Source organism: Bradyrhizobium sp. B124 (genome assembly GCF_038967635.1).
In the GTDB taxonomy this organism is placed as follows: Bacteria; Pseudomonadota; Alphaproteobacteria; order Rhizobiales; family Xanthobacteraceae; genus Bradyrhizobium.
Genome location: NZ_CP152413.1, coordinates 3,796,285 through 3,814,767, shown reverse-complemented (window position 1 = coordinate 3,814,767; position 18,483 = coordinate 3,796,285). Strand labels below are relative to the sequence as shown.

Here is an 18,483-nt window from a genome sequence, read left to right as displayed (position 1 = left end):
GAGATGAACGGCGATCAATCGCAAACGCGCACTCGGCGAACGCGCCATGTGTAGCCGTCCCAGAACCGCTGGCGCTGCCAGAAGCAATCGGGACCGTAACCGGGCTCGGCGACATAGGCCGGACCGGGCGCGTAGTAGCCATAGCCCGGACCGTAGTAGCCGTTCTGCGAAGCGATCGCGCCACCGACGATGGCACCACCGATCAATCCCGCAGCGACGCCAGCGGCGACACCGCGTTGTGCCTGGGCGGGGGCGGGCACCGCCACGGCCGAAACCGCCAGAGTGGCGGCGGCGCAAAGCGCCAGCAATGTCTTCTTCATGACCTCACCTTTCTCACGGGAGCAGGGACAGCGTACGTTGGCGATCTGTCTCGCCAGAAGGGTTCCATATTCCGCTTGAATGATCAATGAACGACGCTGCCGTATTCGCGTCCAAATGCTTGCAGCTTTTGGCATATCTTGCAACGCACAAGCTTGTAGCCGCAGTGAACCGGTGCTTGCAGTGGTGGAAGCCGGGATTGGCCCGGTAGACCGGCCTGATGGGCTTCCTATTCCCGAAAGGCAGGGCCGACCGTTTTAGATTCATTCCAATATGAATCCCGCATCAGTTTGGAATTGCTACAAGAACCGGCTTTTCCCTTTGCATCCGGCCGGCGCCGACAATATCCATATTAGCGAGCATCACCCGTTGGACCCGCCTCATCTGATGATTGTCTGTTCCTGTAACGTCCTCAGCGACCACGATGTCCGCAATGCCGTCAATGGCGGCGAGTCTGTGACACGAAGCGCAAAGCAGGTTTATGGCTGCCTCGGCTGTAGCGCCGAATGCGGCCGCTGCGCGCGCACCATCAAGGCGATCATCGACGAGGCGCTTGGCCCCTGCGCCAAGGCCTGCTGCTCCGGCTGCCCCCACAGCGGCCATCCGCACGCCGCCAACGAAGACGCCGAGCCGGCCGAATTCGCGCTCGCGGCCTGCTAAGCCATTTCCGGTTCTGATCGACGCAGAACCGAAGCTTCCCGTTTCAACGCGTGTTCTTCATGCGATCCGGCTGCCACGCCGCCGGAAACGCTCTGTCTCCGCAAATCCCCCAAATCCGGTTATCCACGCGCAGCTTCCGCGAAGGGTTGCTCTCACCAACAATCTGATTTAGAAGCGTTCTAAATTCAGTGCTGGCCGGTTTTGGCCGCGACAGGTGGAGTGGATCATGCAAGGCGACCCGAAGGTCATCGATTATCTGAACAAGGGGCTGCGCAGCGAACTGACCGCCATCAATCAGTACTGGTTGCACTACCGGATGCTCAACAATTGGGGCCTCCTGGAGATGGGCAAGGTCTGGCGCAAGGAATCCATCGAGGAGATGGAGCACGCCGACAAATTCGTCGATCGCATCCTGTTCCTCGACGGCTTCCCGAACCTGCAGGTGCTCGATCCCCTGAAGATCGGTCAGGACGTCAAGGAGATCATCGAGTGTGACCTGGCCGCCGAGATCGGCGCTCGAACGCTCTATCAGGAGGCGGCGACCTACTGCCACGGCGTCAAGGACTATGTCAGCCGCGACCTGTTCGAGCAGCTGATGAAGGACGAGGAAGACCACATCGATTTCCTCGAGACCCAGCTCGACCTGATCAAGCGCATCGGTCTTGAGCTCTACACCCAGAAGCACGTCGGTCATCTGAAGGGCGAGGAGTCCTGATCGGCCTCTTCGCACTCGGAGGTTGGCTTTCAAAAATGCGAGAGGCCGTCCTTGCGGGCGGCCTCTTTCGTTTTCTCGGTCCGGATGGCGTGATCGTCAGTAGCAGCGGATGATGTTGATGGTGCGATCGCCGTCGCGGCCGGGCACCGTCACGCTCTCGGTGGGGCAGCTCGACACATAGGGGCGATCCGACAGCACCACGGCCGGCGGATATCGATGCGCCCAATCCCAGGGCACGTCCTGAGTGTAGGTGTAGCGAACGTCGTTCGACGCCGGCGCCGGGACCTCGGCGGCGAAGGGAACGCCGGCGACGGCGTCCTCGTAATATCCGCTTGTCCCCGGCAACACGATGCCGGGCACGCGCACATGATGACGGAAGGCTGGATGGTGCGCGGAAAACGTACCGCGCGGCGCCGCTCCGGACCTCGCATAGGTCGCGGTCGAGGAAGCAAACAGCAGCGCTGCAACGCCGAGGGACGCCATCAGCGCCCCATATGTTCGATACACCATTGGTCGATGAGCCATTGTTCGACAAGCCATGGCCGGCACCACTCGCGGTTACGGAGCATTTCCCCAGACGCTAGGCCGCGCCTGAGGGTGCCCGCAAACTCATCCTTAATTATTGGTTAAAAAGTAAGGTTAACAGGAGGTATCTGTTTCAAATTGGCGCGACTGCGTGGCGGCGCGTCAAACCGCGTCCGCCGGAACGAAGCAGCTGATGATGATGTTGCCGCGGTGGTGCACGTACCACACCACGGCCTCGCCGACCGGGTTGCCGCGATCGCGGATGATCGCGCGCTCCGGCACCATCATCCATTCGCCCTCGATCGGCACCCAATAGGCGCCGCCCCGAACGTCATAGCTCGTGCGATGGCCGTCGGAGATATCGCAGCACGGCACGCCGTTCGGAGCGATCACGCTCTTGAACCAGGCGCGGATATCGGGCGGCACGTTGTCGTACTGGCCGTTGTCGAACGCCAGCGCTGCGCCCGCCGTCATGGCGAGCCACGCAAGCATCGCGCCATGCGTGAGCCTTCGCATTGCATCCCTCCGCAACAGCCTTGTGCGTGACACGCGCGCAGCGTCCCGCGCGCGAATCCGATGTTGGTGCGATTAGGCACGAACCGCGCACGAGATGCATGCCCAAAGAATCAGCGAGGCAGCGCTGTTGTCCGTGATGCAGTGCGGGATCGTCGCGCTTAGGCCGGCTTCTTCGTGCGTGCCTTCTTCACAGGCTTTGCTGCGATATTGTCGCGAGCCATTTTGAGCGCGCTGCGTAGCGTGACCTGATCGGCTTTCGCGAGGCGGACATTGGTGCTGCCGCCCTTGCCCCAGCCGCCCGGCACCGGCCGGAAGATGTCCGGCTCGGCCTCGACCACGACAGCCTGTTGCTCCGGCGTCAGCTTCACCATGCCCCAATCCTTGTCGGGATAGCCGAGCGTTGCGAAGATGCGGTTGCCGACGCGAAAATCGGCGGTGCCGTGATGCGCGCCCTCAATCACCTCGGGCAGGCTCAGCGCGACCTTGCGGAAGCGATTTGCGGACATCGCTTCGATCTCGACCGCTACATCATGTGCTGCGGTGCCGTCTGCAGCAGCTCAAGCAGTTGCCTGGCATAGAATTTGGCGTCGCCGGTCGTGAGGTGCCCGCGTGTTTCGCTGCTCGCCGGGATCAAACGGATCATGGTACTTCTCCCCACGCGCGGCGCGCTTGTCCGGCCGCTTCGACGCAAGCCTAGCATGACGGAAAGGCGTTATCCGAGCGCTGCGCCGCGCGGCTGGCGAAGATGTGCTTAGCTCGCCCTCAGCACGTTGAGCGCATACCATCCCCAATAGACACGGTGACGCTGGATCAGGCCGTCCCTGATCTCCATGACCTCGACGAGATCCATCTGATCGCCGTCCGGCGACTGGCGCGGATATTCCCAGGTGAGGATCCGGCCGTCGCTGAAGAAGCCCTGCTTGAAGCGCCGCCGCTGCGGCGGGTTGGTGCGGAACACGCGCGTGATGAACTCGCGCAGCGCGGCGCGACCCTGGACGATCCCGTCGGTGGTCTGCATCAGGTGCTGGACCAGCGGGCTTTCGATCGAGGCATCTTGCGCATAGAGCGCCAGCGCCGCCTCGAGGTCCTTGTAGCCGAGGGCCTCGTCCCAGAGTTTGTAGATGCGTTCCACGTCGGTATTGCTGGCTGTCATGATTGTTCCCTTGTGTTCGTCTGATGGCACCAATTTGATAGGAAGAGGCTGTCGCGACGTTTCAGGAAAAACTGAAATGAGTTTCACGGCGCGGCGAATACGGATAGGACGTTGTTGCGCGATCCGGAGGACGATGCGGTGAGATCATCCCAATCCGTGCAGACGGGATTTTCGCGGATCGCCGAGGCATTGGGCGATCCGGTGCGCGAGGCCATGGTCAGCGCGCTGGCTGACGGCAAGGCGCTGCCGGCAGGCGAGCTTGCCGCGGTGGCCGGCATTTCGCCGCAAGGCGCCAGCGCGCATCTGCAGAAGCTGGTGGATGCGCGCGTGCTATCGGTGTGGGCCCAGGGCAGGTTCAGATATTACCGGATCAGGGACGACGACGTCGCGGCGCTGATCGAGAACCTGGTCGATCTTGCGGCGAAAGCAACAGTCGGGCGCAAGCGCGCGATGCCCGCCGAGCAGCTCAGGCAATCGCGCACCTGCTACCATCATTTGGCGGGCCACCTCGGCGTGCTGCTGTCGAATGCGCTGGTGCGGCGCCGCCTCGTCGTCATCGACGGCCGCGATGGTCGCGTGACCGAGCAGGGGCTGGCCTGGTGCCGCGCCGAAGAGATCGATTTCGATCCGGCGCGGCAGCCGCACCTGCGGCTCTGCAATGACTGGACCGAGCGCGTGCCGCATCTCGCGGGTCCGTTCGCCAATGCCGTGCTGGCGCGGCTGGTCGCGATGCGCGGCGTTGCGCCGCATCGGATTCCGCGCGCGTTGCGGATCACCGACCGGGGGCGGGCGTTCTTCGACCGGCTTGGCGTCGAGGTTCCATTCTGAAGCCGCGAGACCGTGCTAGCGGCCGTCCTCGACCTCGGTCTCCGGGCGGTCGTTGCCGGAGGCGGTTTCGGTCAGCCATTTGCCGTCCGACGTCTCGTACTGGATCGCTTCGGTGCGGCCGGGAACGCGTTGCTCGTTGGCGGCGCGCCGGGCGGCGGCAAGCGCCGCGGCATGGGTTGGAAACGGCTCCGAGAACACCCCGTCGACGGTATAGGCCCAGCCGCCGTCGTGCTGGACGACCTTGTAGATCACGTGGCTCATCCGGAACCTCGTTTCCGCAGTGGACGATGAGGCTGCCAGAATAGACCACGATGTCGTATTTTGCAGCAGCCGATCGTCTTTGAGACGCAAGCCCCGAGGTGCGGGCGAGGGAGACCGACATGTGCCGCAATATCAAGACGCTGTTCAACTTCGAGCCGCCCGCCACCGAGGACGAGATCCACGCTTCCGCGCTGCAATTCGTGCGCAAACTGTCCGGCTTCAACAAGCCGTCGCAGGCCAATGAGGCCGCCTTCAACGTTGCGGTGACCGAGGTCTCGGACGCCGCGCGCAGGCTCCTGATCTCGTTGCAGACCACGTCGCCGGCGCGCGATCGCGAGGTCGAGGCGGAGAAGGCGAGGGAGCGTTCGCGGCTGCGGTTCGGCTGAGGCCAAGCTGAGGCTCGCGCATTCCGTGATGCAGGTCACGGTGGGGCGCACTGCGCGCGGGCACCATGGCCGTTCCCCCCGGTCCCGGAGCAAACGCCATGAAGCCTGCCGCCCTGCTCACATTCTGTTCGATTGCGTTCGCCGTTCTCTGGACCTGCGGCATGCTGTGGTCGAGCGGCACGATCGACCTCGCCAACGTCATCATCCTGTCGGCCTGCGGGGCGTTCGCGGGTGTTGCCTGGTACTACGCGATGCGCTGGGTCTTCCAGCTCATGCAGCTTGCCCGGCCGTCCGATCCTCCGGCCAATCCTGGCGCGGAGCGGTAAACATCGAGCGCGACACGGACATAGCTGGCCGTGTCGCTGCGCAAGGACAAGAAGGGTTACTTCTTGTCCTTCTTGCGGTGCTTCTTCTTTTTCTTGTGATCGTCGTCCTCGTCGTCATCATCAGCGAAATCGATCGCGTCGACGTCAAGGGCGATCGCCTCTGCTGCCGCGCGCTCGGCGGCATCGCGTTCGGCGAGTTCTGCGGCTTCACGCTCCTTGGTGCGCTTGTAGTCTTCCCAGGCGTCGAAGATCATGTGCAGCCACGGCATCACCTGCTCGATCGACGGCAATTGGCCGGGCGGGCCGGCTTCACCGCGCGGGCCGGCCGGACCTTGCGGGCCCTGTGGACCAGCTTCGCCGCGCGGACCCTGCACGCCAGCCTTGCCTTGCGCCCCCGGCTTGCCCTGGGGGCCAGCCTTTCCGACCACGCCGGCCTTGCCCTGCGGACCCGGCTTGCCGCGCGCACCTTCGGGCCCCGGCCGCCCCGGATGTCCCTGCGGTCCGGGCTTTCCCGGCTCGCCCTGACGGCCCTGCGGCCCCTGTGCCCCTCGTGACCCCTGGCGGGAAACTGTCTCGTCAGCCACTGCTATGCTCCGTCGCGATTTGAAGTTGCTTGTAACAGAGGTTGGAGCACGGCTTCAATTCTGCCTGCCGGCGCCGATGCAAGCGATCAACAGTCATAATTCCATGCGCATATGACAACGGAGGGAGTGTTGCGGGTTCTGGACGGCATGTACCGCGAAGCCGCGGGCGAACCGCAATCGCTCGACATCGTCGTGACGCGACACGATGTGCTTGATGAAGCGGCCTTTCGCAGCACGGGCGTGCTCGCGCTCTATGAAGAGCTGTTTCCTGCGAGCGAGCGCGACAGCCCTGACGACATCGTGCGTTGGCTGTTGTCGGATGATGTCGGCGTGCGGCGACACTTCAGCGTCGGCGGCCACGAGATGTCCTATCGTCTCGACTCGCGCTGCTTCATCCTGCGCGCCGGCGCCGGGCGCGCGATCGGGCTCGGCTTCTTCACCTACGATCACGCAAGCGACCTGATCTTCTGCAACCATGTCGGCATCGCGAAGGCCTGGCGCGGCGGCGGCCTGGCGCGCGCGTTCTATCGCGAGATGGTCGCCATGCTCGATGCGCTGTTTCCGAACAATATCGGCGTGGTGCTCGAGGTCGAGCCATTTGATCGTGATCGCGTGGCCGCGATCATCGCCGATCTCGAGCGAGCGGGCGGGCGGCAGCTCGCGGCGAGCGAGCAGGACGAGATCCGCCGATTGCTGCGCGCGAGCTGGTACGACAGGCTTGACTACTCCGTGTTCTGCGACGCGCGCGCGATGCGGCCACTCGCGTGCCGCTCGCCATGTCTTGATCCGTCGCTGCCGTCATCGGATTGGGCGGCCGGAGAAGAGAGCTACTGGCTGATGTGGCAGGCGCGGACCGGCGCGGCCGCAGCTGAGGTGCGCGCAGGTCAGCTCTGGCACAAGGCTGCCACCGCAATCTATGTCGAGATCCTCGCAAAATCCCTGGTCGCGGCGGATCCGAACGGCCGGCGCGGCTATTGGGACTATGCGACCGCACTGGTGGGCCAGACGCTGCAACGGACCGCGGTGGCCGACGTGCATCTCGCACGCTGCCTCGGCGACGATGACGCCGCGTTGCTGTCGCGCTGGCGGCGTCTTGCGATCGACCTGCCGATCTAGGCCGCGGCGTGCTCGCTGTGCGGCACGTCGATGCCGTCGGCCGAATATTCGCGGATCTTGTTCCGCAAGGTCCGCACCGACAGTCCGAGCACGCGCGCGGCACGGGTGCGGTTGCCGTCGCAGCGTGCGAGCGTTTGCAGCACCAGTTCCCGCTCGACCTCATCGACGGTCGCGCCGATCAGCAGTGGGACGATTTCATTTGGAGCCAGCGACGGCAGCAGTGCTTCCGGCGACGGTACGGTGGACGCGTAAGACATGAACTCCTCCCGATCAACGCCCGCCTCGTCGATGAGGCGGAGACATCGAGAACCAACTACCCCGTATATCCACGGTGTGCCGGTTTGGTTAACAAGTCCTTAACGCGCCCCTAACTCCCTGCTTTGTAAGCAAAATACCCAGAAATCGCCACGATTGCGGTTCCATCGGTCACAGTGTCCGGTAGCCGCCATCGACCATCACGATCGATCCCGAGACATAGGCCGAGAGGTCCGAGGCGAGGAAGATCGCGGGGCCGACGATGTCCTCGGGCTTGCCGGCGCGGCCGAGCGGGGTGTGGTCCATGAAGACTTTCACGAGGTCGGGATTGCTGGCGCGCACCTTCTCGTTCAGCGGCGTCTCGATGAAGCCGGGGCCGATCGCGTTGACACGCACGCCGTCCTTGCCGAGCTCTGCGGCCAAAGCCTTGGTGAAGCCGAGCACGCCGTGCTTTGAGGCGGTGTAGGCCGGTGAGCTCGGTGTGCGCAGATGCACGAAGGACTGGATCGAACCGATATTGACGATGCGGCCCTTGCTCTTGCGCAGCGGTGCGAGGAACGAATGCGTCACATTGAAGACGCCGGTGAGATTGATCGAGATGATGTCTTCCCAATCCTTGATCACGGCCTCGTCGGCACCGAGCATACCGTTGCGGCGCGCGATGCCGGCATTGTTGACCAGGATTGAGACCGGTCCGACCTTGTCGGCGATTTGCTTCGCCATCGCGATACAGGCGTCGAGATTGGTCACGTCGAGCGCAAAGCTCTCCGCCTTGCTGCCGGCGTCGCGGATCTCCTTGGCCGCTTCCGCCGCGGCATCGCCGTTCATGTCGAGCAGCACCACGCGCGCACCCTCGCGGCCGTAGCCCGCGGCGATGGCACGGCCGATGCCCGAGCCTGCACCCGTGATGACGGCGATGTGATTGTCGAGAAGGGCCATGGTGTTTCCTCGTTCTGATTTATGAGCGTTGCCGACAACACTATTCAAAACTGCGCCAACCGAAACGCCAAGCCGCGTTTGCGCGTTGCTGTTATCCGGATTCGGATGACAGGCGGACCGATCATGGACCCGAATATCAGACACTGGAAAGGTGCGATCGAGCGCTTCTGCGCGGCGCCTGATCCCGACTATCGCGAAATGGCCAAAATGATCGCCGAGATCGCCACCACCGACATCGACGACACGCTGCGGCATGCGGCCGCACAGATGCTGCCGATCCTGCGCCAGGCGGCGCTGAAATCGGCCGACCGCCGCACCCGATCGATGGCGCTGCGCCGTCTCGGCATCGTCAACGATGTGCTTCATATGCTGTCCGCGCCGCAGTTCGGCCGGCGTGGCTTGACGCCGAAGGCGCTGACGCAGGAAGAGCGCTACCGGCAATTGCTTGGCCTGCCGTTCGGCCGCCGCCTCGCGGCGAACGAGGTCCACCAGGCGTTCAAGCGCGCCGCCAAGACGGTGCATCCCGACGGTGGCGGCAACGGCCCGGCATTCCTCGAACTCGCCGCCGCGCGTGACGCGTTGATCAAGCATCACTGACGCCTGATTGCGTCATGCCCGACAGCACGAGGGCGGACGCCGCGCCGTTGCCGCGCGTCCGCCCTGTGCGTGGTCGGGGAGGCGCTCAGAACGAGCAGGTGCCGTTGTTGAGGAGGCCGGTCTTGTAGCTGAACGCGGCGTCGAAGGTCGGCAGCTCCTCGCTGACGACGGCGAAGTTCGCCGGCCACGGCGTGGTCGGAATGCTCTGGTCCCAGATCTGGCAGAAGCCGGTGTCTTGCCAACGGATCAGATGATAGGGCGTGGCGCTGGCCGGGCTTGCCGCGGCAAGCACGGACACAGTGGCGGCGATGGCGGCACAGGCAATCGCAAGACGACGCATGGAAAATCTCCGGTTTGAAAATGTGAATGCTCCGCGGGGAAATCCTGGAGCTCAGGGGCCGATCGCCCCGGACATGCAGTGAGTGTTGCAACCCCGGGAACAGGTTCAACGCCGCTTGCGCGGACATTCCCGTCACCAATGGACGCCTGCTGTGCCAAATTGCGCCTGACGATGCGCTTGCTACAGTCGGCGCATTGCGATTCGCGCCCGCGTCGCGACGCGAGCAAATCGACGTGAGAAAATCCCGGGGAGACCGCACATGAAACTTTCATCCACCCTTCGCGCCGCGCTGGTCGCACTGATGGCCTTCACCGGCCTCGCTGTCTCCACCGCCGCTCGCGCCGACAGCGGCTTCGTGACGCTCACGATCTACAAGGCCGGATGGTTCATCGGCGGCTCCGGCGGCAGCGGCGTGCTGACGTTCCGCGGCCGCTCCTATCGGCTGTCCACCGGCGGTCTCGACTACGGCTTGGTGTTCGGCGGCTCCAAGACCGTGCTGCGTGGCCGCGTCAGCAACATCAATCGTCCGTCCGACGTTGCCGGCGTCTATGGCGCGGCGGGCGCGGGGCTTGCCGTCGGCCGCGGTGCCCGCGCGATCGTGCTGACCAATCAGAAGGGCGCGGTGCTCGAATTGACCGGCCACCAGGTCGGCCTGATGGCCAACGCCGATCTGAGCGGGCTTGCGATCACGATGCGGTAGAGTATCGCGGGAGCAACGAGCAGCAGATCGCCAGCCCAACACATGTCTGGCGTTTAGGCGGACTCAATCCATCCCCGTCATCCTGAGGAGGCCGCAACGCGGCCGTCTCGAAGGATGAATCGGCCACCAGCGGGGCCGTCGATCCTTCGAGGCTCGCTTCGCTCGCACCTCAGGATGACGGGGCTGGAGCATTATGGCTCGAGGGGCCAGCGTGCGCCTTGCGTGATTTCGGAATATTGGAAGCGTATCCGTGAGTTGCCCGACGTGTCAAGTCGAGCGCCGGCCGCCGCCGGCTACTTTGCATGGGGTTGTTTTCGATATTTTGTCTAGCTGATGGCGCGAGCCGCCTCGGTCCAGGCCGGGACGGGGCAGCATTCACCTGAACAGATGCAGTGCTGCGTATTGCAGCAGCATGATGGTCTTGCCGTCGACGATGCGGCCATCGCCGATCATGGCGAGCGCGTCGTCGATCGCAAGCTCCAGCACCTCGATGTCCTCGCCCTCGTCGGCGAGCCCGCCGCCGTCGCTGACGCGCATCGCGGCGTCGTATTCGGCGACGAAGAAATGCAGCTTCTCGGTCACCGCCCCCGGCGTCATGAAGGCTTCGAACACCTTGCGCACATGCGCGAGCCGGTAGCCGATCTCTTCCTCCGCCTCGGCGCGGATGCGTGCCTCCGGCGCGGCATCGTCGAGCATGCCGGCGGCGGCCTCGATCAGGAGATCGTCATAGCCGTTGGCGAATGCGGGATAGCGGAACTGGCGCACCAGCACCACGGTGCGGGTGTTGAGATTGTAGGGCAGCAGCGCCGCCCCGTTGCCGCGGTCATAGACCTCGCGCACCTGGGTCTGCCATTCGCCATTACTGCGGCGGTAGTCGAATGTCGCGCTCTTCAGCTCGTAGCGGCGCTTCGAAAGCAGCTGGACGTCCTTGACGCGGACGCGGTCGGCGATGCTCATGCGTCGATCCTTAACTCTGTCACGGCGTCGCTTCGCGACCGTCGAGCCATTTGGCCAGCATCACCGAGGTCGACTCCTCATAGCCGAGCGATTGGTAGAATGCGCCGGCCCTGGCGTTCTCCCGGCGCACCAGCAATTGCAGCTTCGGCACGCCGGCGTTGCGCAGCCAGTCCTCGGCCGCCGCCATGATGGTGCGGCCAAGCCCCTTGCCCTGGAGGTTGGGATCGACCGCGACGTAATAGACCCAGCCGCGATGGCCGTCATGACCGACCATTGCGGTTGCGACGATCGTGTCCGAGCTGCGGCCGACAAGGATGGCCGAGCTCGGTCCGCGCCGCGCCAGCACGATGTCGGCAGAGGGATCATTCCACGGCCGGGTCAGGCCGCACGCCTGCCACAGCGCGACGACAGCGGCGACGTCGGCGTCGGTGATCTCTGCAATGGCGAGAGAGGAGGGCATTGTCGCCTGCACGGTCACAGCACCTTGCCCGGGTTCATGATGCCGAGCGGGTCGAGCATCGCCTTGACCTGCCGCATCAGCTCGATCGCGACCTTGTCCTTGACGTCGGGCAACTCGTCGCGCTTGAGCACGCCGATGCCGTGCTCGGCCGAGATCGAGCCGCCCATCCGCAGCACGATCTCGAACACGACGGCATTGACGTCGTGCCAGCGCGCCAGGAAGTCGGCGGCATTGGCGCCGACCGGTTGGCTGACATTGTAGTGGATATTGCCGTCGCCGAGATGGCCGAACGGCACCGGCCGCGCGCCCGGGATCAGCTTCACGACCGCCGCATTGGCCTCCGCGATGAAGGCGGGAACAGCTGCGACCGGCACCGAGATGTCGTGCTTGATCGAGCCGCCCTCCGGCTTCTGCGCCGCCGACATCTCGTCGCGCAGCTTCCAGAACGCCTGGCGCTGGCTCAGATTGGCGGCGATGACCGCGTCATCGACGATGCCGTCCTCCATGCCCTGGGCCAGGATCGCCTCGAGCGCGTCGCGGGCATCGTCGCGCGACGACGACAATTCCATCAGCACGTACCAGGGATGCTTGCTCTCCAGCGGATCGCGGATATCGATGCCGTGGCGGATCGAGAAATCGACCGCGATGTCGGCGAGCAATTCGAAGCTCGTCAGGCTGCCCGCCGCCTCGTTGCGCGAGATCGACAGCAGCTTGAGGGCTGCCGCCGGTGACTTCAGGCCGACATAGGCGGTCTCGACCGCGCGCGGCTTCGGAAACAGCCTCAAGGTTGCGGCCGTGATGATGCCGAGCGTGCCTTCGGCACCGATGAAGAGGTTGCGCAGGTCGTAGCCGGTGTTGTCCTTCTTCAGCTTGGACAAGGCGTTGAGCACGCGACCATCCGCGAGCACGACCTCGACGCCGAGAGCCATCTCGCGCGCCACGCCATAGGCGAGCGCTCCGGTGCCGCCGGCATTGGTCGAGAGGTTGCCGCCGATGGTGCAGCTGCCTTCGGCGCCGAGCGACAGCGGGAACAGCCGGTCGACGTCGGCTGCCTTCTGCTGCGCGATTTGCAGCACTACGCCGGCCTCGCAGGTCATGGTGTTGGATTCGACATCGATGTCGCGGATCTTGTCGAGGCGCCGCAGCGACACCACGACCTCGCCATGATGCGGTGTCTGCCCGCCGACCAGGCCGGTGTTGCCGCCCTGCGGCACCAGCGCGATCCTGTGCTCGCTCGCAAGCTTGCAGATCGCAGCGACTTCGGCGGTCGAGCCCGGGCGCAGCACCAGCGGCGAGCGGCCGTGAAACAGGTCGCGCTCCTCGGTGACGTAAGGCTCGATGTCGGCGGCATCAGTCACGGCATATTTGTCGCCGACGATAGCGCGGAATTTTGCAAGCAATTCGGGCGGAAGCGGCGGCACCGCTGATTGGACGATGTTCATTTTTTCTTGGTCTTTCACTCAGTCGGGATCTTTATCGAGGCATGACCTCTGCGCAAACGCTTGGCGTTTGTCGCGGGGGAAACCGGCTCGCACCTTTCCGGGTCATGCTTGTTACCGCCCAACCGCTGCGCGGCGCAGCCGGTCATTGATGGCTTCGCCCAACCCGTCCTCGGGAATGGGCATCACGGCGATAGCATCTGCGTTTCTCGTGTCGAGCGTGCGAAGGTAGCCGAACAGATTGGCGGCGGCCTCGGCAAGATCGCCGCGCTCGGACAGGTTCATCTCCACGGAGGCGCATTCACGCCGCCCGACCTTGGCCGGCCCGAACGCCAGCAAGGCTTCGCCGACATGGACATCGCTCGCATTGAGCCGGACCGGTGTCCGCGGTGCATAATGTGACGCGAGCATGCCCGGGGCGATCGGCTGAGCGTCGCCTTCCGCATCGGGCGGCGGCGATTGCAGCGGATGTCCGAGCACGCGCTCGATCTCGGCGCGCGTCAGCCCGCCCGGCCGCAGCAGCACCGGATCGGAGAAGCAGCCGACGATGGTGGATTCGACGCCGACCTCGACCGGGCCGCCGTCGACGATCATGTCGATCCGGCCCGCCAGATCGCCGTTCACATGCTCGGCCGTGGTTGGCGAGACGTGGCCGGAGAGATTGGCCGACGGTGCTACCACGGCACCGCCGAACGCCTTGATGATGTCGCGCGCCACCTTGTGGGCCGGAATGCGTATCGCGACCGTATCGAGCCCGGCGGTCGCGAGTTCGGCGACCGGGCAGGAGAGCGCCTTCGGCAGCACCAGGGTGAGGGGACCGGGCCAGAACGCTTCCGCCAGGCGCAACGCCTGCCCGTCAAACAGGGCGATCCGGCGCGCGGCGCCGAGATCGGCGACATGGGCAATCAGCGGATTGAAGGCCGGCCGGCCCTTGGCCTGGTAGAGCCGGGCGATCGCGGCGGCGTTGCCGGCGTCGGCGCCGAGGCCATAAACCGTCTCGGTCGGAAACGCCACCAGGCCGCCCTCAGCCAGGACCCCGGCCGCGGTCGCAGTGGCGGCGGCACCGGCGGGCAAAATGTGCGTTTTCAGGCCTGTATCCACTGTGACTAGATTCCTCAATTGGGTGCCTTGTGATCCCTTGCGGTCCCCGAAACCCGACGCTATAAGCCGGCCTCTTAGTCGGAGTGTGGCTCAGCCCGGTAGAGCACTGCGTTCGGGACGCAGGGGTCGCAGGTTCGAATCCTGCCACTCCGACCAGATTTCCTTAGACTTTTTCTTCTCGTTGGCGGCTGTTCCCGAGTCAACCACCGATTCAACCACCGAAACGTACCGGCCCTTTTGGCCAATCGCGGCCGCCGCCCCCTGGAGATAGTCAGGGTGGTGGTGACCATAGGTGTCCTGTAGCACCTCCGGCGACATGCCCAGGAACCCGGCCGCCTCCCAAATCGGCACGCCGCGCTGCATCAGCCACGTCGCGGCCGTATGCCGGAGCGTATGCGGGGTGACCTTCCCGGGTAGCTTGGCCAGATCCACGGCAGATTTGAACCCTTTTTTGACGGAAGCAACCGGCTTGCCATTGAACTCGACAAAGCAGGTGCTGATCAGCTTCCGGCTTTTCCAACGACGCATGTGAGCAAGCAACCGGGGTGGAAGCGGAGCCGGTGTCTGGCGCTTTTTGGTGGCTCGTTTTCCGATCGGCTTGCGGTAGAAGATACCACGCTCGAGATCGACGTACGAGTGCCCAACCTCGGGGTAGGGCGATGCCGTCGCGATAGCGCCCGCCCTCGTGCCGGTGTAGAGGCCGATCAGGATAAATCTGGCTATGTGACGTAGTGGTCGGCGGTCGGTCCGGACCGGATCGCCCTTGAAGCCGCCAGTGTGGATTGTCTGCTTTTCCCGATACCGCCAACACTGCCAAACCAGTGCTGCCGCTTCCTTGCGTGTCAGCCATCGGTCGCGCGCCTCGCCCTTCGGCGGGAGGGATACGCGAACGGTGCCGCGGTGAAGGCCCTCTTTTGCATGATGGTTGATCGCAGCGCGCAGGGTCTCAAGGTCGCGCCGCGCGCCGCCCTGATTGCCGCGATGCTTGGCGTAAGCTGCACAGGTCTGAGCATTGACCCCTGATAGCTTCTTGCCGCCCCAAAAGTCGTTAAGGCGGTCGATCCTGGTTTCAATTTCAAACTGGTCGCCTGGCTCGCCTATGTCGGTCAAATAGATCGACAGGACGTCCGCGCAATCGATGTCCTCGATGTCGCGCCGGGTGCGCTCGGGTTGGTACTTTCGGGCGATATATTCCGCTAGGGCTTGCTCTGCTTCGCGAGGCGGCTTTGTTGCAGACGCACTCGCAAGGCAGCCTGTGGCGACATGCCGGTCGCCGTCTTTGATAATCCAGACGGCTTGGGCGATGAGTCTTCCGTCGCGATAGCGTGCTCTTCGCTTGTAGAGCCGGGCTCCTTTACTTTGACGCGGCATAGCTCTCTCATTAGCCTAATGTTTTGCAAGGTAGTATAATCTTTACCTGCGATCCGTTCTATCGTGAGACGGCCTCGAGCGGCTTCGCGGCGTAGACCAGACGCTGTCATCGAGCCGTCCGGAAACGCAAACTTCGCGGCGAACTCAAGCCGGAGAGGGGCAGATGAGTCCACGGAGCGCTCTGTATGGATCGTTTTTGAGTCGTGGACCATGGCCTCGGCACCAATTATTCGAAGGCGAATATATTCGCCGAGAGCCGGAGAGCCAGCGAGATCCGGTCCAACAAGTCCGCGTAGAATCCGTGACTAAATGCATCGCCCATATCGACCAGAAATAATGTGAAGTTGCGCGGTGCTGAACCATCGCGGGCATCGATCGAAATGTGCTCGCACGGCACTGCCTGTTGTATGTGCTATCGGCTCTTCGCCGGCGCTTCGTTCGATGCGTCGGTTTGCGACAACGTCAGTTGCGGGCAGCGACTAATCCTCGTAGTCGGAGACTCCAGCTTTTGCTTGGTGCCAATCTTCAAAAAGCTTCTTCAGGTCCCGAAGTTCGTCGGTGAGTTCGATCGAACCATCGAACAAGGCGCTTAAACCTTCGAGCACACTTGGGATCTCGACCAGCTCACTGAACGTTGCAGCTCGATTTTGCCTTCTTTCAGTCAGCGCACGTTTGATTAGGGTCACAGTGTTCGCTGCTGTGATTTCGGAATCAATCATCTTGAGCCCCAATCGAACAAATTCTGTAGAAGGCTGGACGGCCTCAGGTTTGTTCTTTCCAGGGGCGGGGCTTTTTGGTGTAACGATCTTTGTTCTCGTGAGACGTTCCCACAAATCCATCAGCCGAACGGCCGGGACAAACTGAGGAAGCCGCGGGCGGGACCGGCCGCTCGGCCGCGCCTCGAAATGCCCTGCCATATGAATTGCCAAACGAAGATAAGCTGCAACCATCTTTGCATGTTCGAGATCCCGATCAAGGTGTCCGAAACCGTAGTCGGCGCCCAATAATGGATTCATTCTCATGAACTCGACCAATCGACAATTATAGTACGAATCAAGACTCTCCATCATCTGCAAAACTGAATCTAAGGTATCGAACAATTCCTTGGCCTTATCCTCGAGGTCGCTCGCTTGCTTTCGGTACTCAGTGGCAAGCCGATCTCGGGAATAGCCATAAGCGAAGTCGGCGAGCTCGTACCGAAGCTGATCGTTCTCTCTAGCAACTGCTGATGGCGCGACCTTCGACACGATTGCGCACATAGCAGGGTATTCATTCGGAAAATCGCGCTCCAAGTCAAAAGCCCCGCTTTGAAAGAAACGCTCTAGATCAGGGGTCATCGTGGCCTTTAGTAATCGCTTAGTGGCTCGAATTAAGGGGACTAAATGCTCCTCACAAAGAATGCGATTGATCTGCGATTGTTGCAAGGTCGCGAGCGCCATTCTGGCGCTTCAGGAGTTCTTATGACGATCAAAACTGAACGAGGAAAGTTGGCGGCAATGAAAGCCGCGAGCGCCAAGTATCCCAAGCTCGATGCCGTTCTGAAAGAAATCGAACTTACTTCCCACACGTTGGAGCTGGCCGATGGGCGACATGCTTACACCAAGTACCTGGAGCCGATCTATCGCAACTATCTGAAATCGAAGGAGAGAGGCACAACCAGGCGAGATAGGACCCGGATTTGCAAGCTCCGTGGCCTGAAAGTTAGGAACGACGTTTGTTTGCTAGGCGTGTCGATACTCGGGACGTCGAAGGTATCCAAGAGTACGCGTGGCAAATACGTTGGCAAGCTACGAGAAGCTGACGAAGAGGGCATTGCACCCGAAGATCTTCGTGATTTCCTCAAGCGACCTAAAGCAGCAAAATGCCGAAAACGGCGGCTGTCATCAATCGCTCCGAGGCTGCCGGTGCCTTCCATCGCTCTGAGAAAGAGGGGGCCGTTAATTGCCCCGAAGTTGCGGGTGGTCTAATCATCACTAGCCTAACGCACCGGGGCGACCTCGACTATCGCCCCAGTGCGCCTTGAGCCAGATCAGTGAACTCGTGCCGTCTCTTTGTGGTGTTTCGGTAGGGCATATTGCGGTGCACTGATCGCGGGGTGTTTACCGGGCCAGTATCCAACGTGAGCTCCGCATCGCTAGAGTGGGTGTAATCGCGCTAGAATGCTTGCCACCCACTCGTTCAACCGGCCACCGCAAGTTTCTGCGACCCGTTAGTCGGGTATCCTCCGGCTGCGATAGCGACAGCAAGGCGGACCTTTTTACCGTGCAAGGTCAAGCGCCGCCTTGAGTATCCTCAATTTCCATGGTCTTGCTGCCGCCAGGCGTTCGAGATCTCGAACCCGCTCCTGCTACCTGCTACGGACCTGATACGCGGCGGCCACAACCTTGTCCGCTTGCACTGATCGCTGCCTCCTTCCTCATCAGCCGTCGCCATTGGAAGACCAAGCTCGGGGAGAGCCCATGGCGACGAGCAGCATAGCCTGATCGACATACCGGGTTCAGCGTCTCGTTCACGACCAAGAGCTTCTGCTCCGCCGTAAGTCATCACCGGCGGGCAACGCCGGTGATGACTTCCACCTTCGAAAACGTGTCGGACATAGGCGTATGTCTAGGAGCTCGTCTGAGTAATGCCTCAACGTGCGCGAAGCAGAGAGGTCGGCGCCCGCGCGTTTGAGATTAACGGGCGCCGACGAGTTTAAGAATTGTGGGCGGTGCAAACCAACGCCCACTCACACCGGGCTTTGTCGACCCCTCGCAGCAAGAATTGACGGAAACCTCTTGCCTGTTTGATTTGTCCAAACACTGGCTCGACCCCAGCCAATATCGACTTCGATAGCCACCGCGCTTGAGCTTGGCTGCCATTGCCATCATCAGCGGCTGCTTCGCTGTTGTTGTGTGTTGTTGACACACTCATCTACTCATATTGCAGTGTTTGAC

General features: G+C 62.8%; 24 protein-coding genes, 1 tRNA gene and 2 pseudogenes. 10 read left to right on the top strand and 17 right to left on the bottom strand.

Annotated features, from left to right (window positions below; all coding sequences use genetic code 11):
* Nucleotides 1-14: 14 nt before the first annotated feature.
* Nucleotides 15-320 carry a hypothetical protein gene (locus tag AAFG13_RS18355; protein WP_050422015.1) on the bottom strand — a complete coding sequence of 102 codons (306 nt, stop codon included), beginning with the start codon at nucleotides 318-320 and terminating at the stop codon, nucleotides 15-17.
* 385 nt (nucleotides 321-705) lie between these two features.
* On the opposite strand from AAFG13_RS18355, the gene AAFG13_RS18350 reads away from it, so the two are divergent.
* Together AAFG13_RS18350 and bfr are read left to right on the top strand one after the other, a co-directional pair.
* Nucleotides 706-978 carry a (2Fe-2S)-binding protein gene (locus tag AAFG13_RS18350; protein ID WP_223969799.1) on the top strand — a complete coding sequence of 91 codons (273 nt, stop codon included), beginning with the start codon at nucleotides 706-708 and terminating at the stop codon, nucleotides 976-978.
* 226 nt (nucleotides 979-1,204) lie between these two features.
* Nucleotides 1,205-1,693 (top strand): bacterioferritin, encoded by a 489-nt coding sequence (gene bfr, locus AAFG13_RS18345; RefSeq protein WP_092126895.1) that lies wholly within the window; start codon nucleotides 1,205-1,207, stop codon nucleotides 1,691-1,693.
* A 96-nt stretch (nucleotides 1,694-1,789) separates the two neighbouring features.
* On the opposite strand, the gene AAFG13_RS18340 is transcribed toward bfr, so the two are convergent.
* The 4 genes from AAFG13_RS18340 to AAFG13_RS18325 all read right to left on the bottom strand — a co-directional run bounded on the left by AAFG13_RS18340 (nucleotide 1,790) and on the right by AAFG13_RS18325 (nucleotide 3,887).
* Nucleotides 1,790-2,203: a hypothetical protein gene (locus AAFG13_RS18340; protein WP_342712904.1), complete on the bottom strand. Its 414-nt coding sequence runs from the start codon at nucleotides 2,201-2,203 to the stop codon at nucleotides 1,790-1,792.
* A 177-nt stretch (nucleotides 2,204-2,380) separates the two neighbouring features.
* Nucleotides 2,381-2,734, bottom strand: a complete 354-nt coding sequence (locus tag AAFG13_RS18335; protein WP_092124596.1) for a hypothetical protein — start codon at nucleotides 2,732-2,734, stop codon at nucleotides 2,381-2,383.
* Between the two features lie 158 nt (nucleotides 2,735-2,892).
* A complete protein-coding gene (locus AAFG13_RS18330; protein WP_212311625.1) occupies nucleotides 2,893-3,240 on the bottom strand; it encodes an MmcQ/YjbR family DNA-binding protein in 348 nt (115 codons plus the stop codon).
* 245 nt (nucleotides 3,241-3,485) lie between these two features.
* Nucleotides 3,486-3,887 (bottom strand): nuclear transport factor 2 family protein, encoded by a 402-nt coding sequence (locus tag AAFG13_RS18325; protein WP_342712903.1) that lies wholly within the window; start codon nucleotides 3,885-3,887, stop codon nucleotides 3,486-3,488.
* Nucleotides 3,888-4,025: 138 nt separating this feature from the next.
* On the opposite strand from AAFG13_RS18325, the gene AAFG13_RS18320 reads away from it, so the two are divergent.
* A complete protein-coding gene (locus AAFG13_RS18320) occupies nucleotides 4,026-4,715 on the top strand; it encodes a metalloregulator ArsR/SmtB family transcription factor (protein WP_342712902.1) in 690 nt (229 codons plus the stop codon).
* 15 nt (nucleotides 4,716-4,730) lie between these two features.
* Here AAFG13_RS18320 and AAFG13_RS18315 read toward each other — a convergent pair whose 3' ends face one another.
* The gene (locus tag AAFG13_RS18315) at nucleotides 4,731-4,976 is read right to left on the bottom strand and encodes a DUF2188 domain-containing protein (RefSeq protein ID WP_173641286.1); all 246 of its coding nucleotides are present in this window, start codon (nucleotides 4,974-4,976) and stop codon (nucleotides 4,731-4,733) included.
* A 119-nt stretch (nucleotides 4,977-5,095) separates the two neighbouring features.
* Here AAFG13_RS18315 and AAFG13_RS18310 point away from each other — a divergent pair, with 119 nt between their 5' ends.
* Together AAFG13_RS18310 and AAFG13_RS18305 are read left to right on the top strand one after the other, a co-directional pair.
* Entirely contained in the window at nucleotides 5,096-5,362 is a 267-nt protein-coding gene (locus AAFG13_RS18310; RefSeq protein ID WP_342712901.1) for a DUF2277 domain-containing protein, read from the top strand.
* 98 nt (nucleotides 5,363-5,460) lie between these two features.
* Nucleotides 5,461-5,688: a hypothetical protein gene (locus AAFG13_RS18305; protein ID WP_212311622.1), complete on the top strand. Its 228-nt coding sequence runs from the start codon at nucleotides 5,461-5,463 to the stop codon at nucleotides 5,686-5,688.
* A gap of 56 nt (nucleotides 5,689-5,744) precedes the next feature.
* On the opposite strand, the gene AAFG13_RS18300 is transcribed toward AAFG13_RS18305, so the two are convergent.
* A complete protein-coding gene (locus AAFG13_RS18300) occupies nucleotides 5,745-6,272 on the bottom strand; it encodes a collagen-like protein (protein ID WP_212311621.1) in 528 nt (175 codons plus the stop codon).
* 129 nt (nucleotides 6,273-6,401) lie between these two features.
* Here AAFG13_RS18300 and AAFG13_RS18295 point away from each other — a divergent pair, with 129 nt between their 5' ends.
* Complete coding sequence (locus tag AAFG13_RS18295; RefSeq protein WP_342712900.1) at nucleotides 6,402-7,388, top strand: hypothetical protein; 987 nt, start codon at nucleotides 6,402-6,404, stop codon at nucleotides 7,386-7,388.
* On the opposite strand, the gene AAFG13_RS18290 is transcribed toward AAFG13_RS18295, so the two are convergent.
* Nucleotides 7,385-7,645: a helix-turn-helix domain-containing protein gene (locus tag AAFG13_RS18290; protein ID WP_021076090.1), complete on the bottom strand. Its 261-nt coding sequence runs from the start codon at nucleotides 7,643-7,645 to the stop codon at nucleotides 7,385-7,387. The two genes, AAFG13_RS18295 and AAFG13_RS18290, sit on opposite strands and share 4 nt — an antisense overlap.
* A 169-nt stretch (nucleotides 7,646-7,814) precedes the next feature.
* On the bottom strand, nucleotides 7,815-8,582 hold the full coding sequence (locus AAFG13_RS18285) for an SDR family oxidoreductase (protein ID WP_212311620.1): 768 nt from the start codon (nucleotides 8,580-8,582) through the stop codon (nucleotides 7,815-7,817).
* A 123-nt stretch (nucleotides 8,583-8,705) separates the two neighbouring features.
* Here AAFG13_RS18285 and AAFG13_RS18280 point away from each other — a divergent pair, with 123 nt between their 5' ends.
* The gene (locus AAFG13_RS18280) at nucleotides 8,706-9,179 is read left to right on the top strand and encodes a hypothetical protein (RefSeq protein WP_342712899.1); all 474 of its coding nucleotides are present in this window, start codon (nucleotides 8,706-8,708) and stop codon (nucleotides 9,177-9,179) included.
* Between the two features lie 85 nt (nucleotides 9,180-9,264).
* Here the strand turns inward: AAFG13_RS18280 and AAFG13_RS18275 are convergent, their stop codons facing one another.
* Nucleotides 9,265-9,519 carry a hypothetical protein gene (locus AAFG13_RS18275; RefSeq protein WP_092124604.1) on the bottom strand — a complete coding sequence of 85 codons (255 nt, stop codon included), beginning with the start codon at nucleotides 9,517-9,519 and terminating at the stop codon, nucleotides 9,265-9,267.
* A gap of 259 nt (nucleotides 9,520-9,778) precedes the next feature.
* Between AAFG13_RS18275 and AAFG13_RS18270 the strand changes: the two genes are divergently transcribed.
* Complete coding sequence (locus AAFG13_RS18270) at nucleotides 9,779-10,219, top strand: hypothetical protein (RefSeq protein WP_342712898.1); 441 nt, start codon at nucleotides 9,779-9,781, stop codon at nucleotides 10,217-10,219.
* A gap of 375 nt (nucleotides 10,220-10,594) precedes the next feature.
* Here the strand turns inward: AAFG13_RS18270 and AAFG13_RS18265 are convergent, their stop codons facing one another.
* The 4 genes from AAFG13_RS18265 to AAFG13_RS18250 all read right to left on the bottom strand — a co-directional run bounded on the left by AAFG13_RS18265 (nucleotide 10,595) and on the right by AAFG13_RS18250 (nucleotide 14,176).
* The gene (locus AAFG13_RS18265) at nucleotides 10,595-11,176 is read right to left on the bottom strand and encodes a GDP-mannose pyrophosphatase (protein WP_342712897.1); all 582 of its coding nucleotides are present in this window, start codon (nucleotides 11,174-11,176) and stop codon (nucleotides 10,595-10,597) included.
* A gap of 19 nt (nucleotides 11,177-11,195) precedes the next feature.
* Entirely contained in the window at nucleotides 11,196-11,636 is a 441-nt protein-coding gene (locus AAFG13_RS18260) for a GNAT family acetyltransferase (RefSeq protein WP_212311616.1), read from the bottom strand.
* Between the two features lie 14 nt (nucleotides 11,637-11,650).
* Nucleotides 11,651-13,078 carry an FAD-binding oxidoreductase gene (locus AAFG13_RS18255; RefSeq protein WP_092124607.1) on the bottom strand — a complete coding sequence of 476 codons (1,428 nt, stop codon included), beginning with the start codon at nucleotides 13,076-13,078 and terminating at the stop codon, nucleotides 11,651-11,653.
* 111 nt (nucleotides 13,079-13,189) lie between these two features.
* A complete protein-coding gene (locus AAFG13_RS18250; protein WP_212311615.1) occupies nucleotides 13,190-14,176 on the bottom strand; it encodes an L-threonylcarbamoyladenylate synthase in 987 nt (328 codons plus the stop codon).
* A 79-nt stretch (nucleotides 14,177-14,255) separates the two neighbouring features.
* Here AAFG13_RS18250 and AAFG13_RS18245 point away from each other — a divergent pair.
* Nucleotides 14,256-14,332, top strand: a tRNA-Pro gene (locus AAFG13_RS18245).
* Between the two features lie 174 nt (nucleotides 14,333-14,506).
* Here the strand turns inward: AAFG13_RS18245 and AAFG13_RS18240 are convergent.
* A pseudogene (locus AAFG13_RS18240) lies at nucleotides 14,507-15,547 on the bottom strand (site-specific integrase); the annotation flags it as partial.
* A gap of 479 nt (nucleotides 15,548-16,026) precedes the next feature.
* Nucleotides 16,027-16,986, bottom strand: coding sequence for a hypothetical protein (locus AAFG13_RS18235; RefSeq protein WP_342712896.1), 960 nt, complete (start codon nucleotides 16,984-16,986; stop codon nucleotides 16,027-16,029).
* Between the two features lie 21 nt (nucleotides 16,987-17,007).
* Here AAFG13_RS18235 and AAFG13_RS18230 point away from each other — a divergent pair, with 21 nt between their 5' ends.
* Nucleotides 17,008-17,514, top strand: coding sequence for a hypothetical protein (locus AAFG13_RS18230; protein ID WP_342712895.1), 507 nt, complete (start codon nucleotides 17,008-17,010; stop codon nucleotides 17,512-17,514).
* Nucleotides 17,515-18,241: 727 nt separating this feature from the next.
* Here the strand turns inward: AAFG13_RS18230 and AAFG13_RS18225 are convergent.
* A pseudogene (locus tag AAFG13_RS18225) lies at nucleotides 18,242-18,429 on the bottom strand (transposase); the annotation flags it as partial.
* Nucleotides 18,430-18,483: the final 54 nt, after the last annotated feature.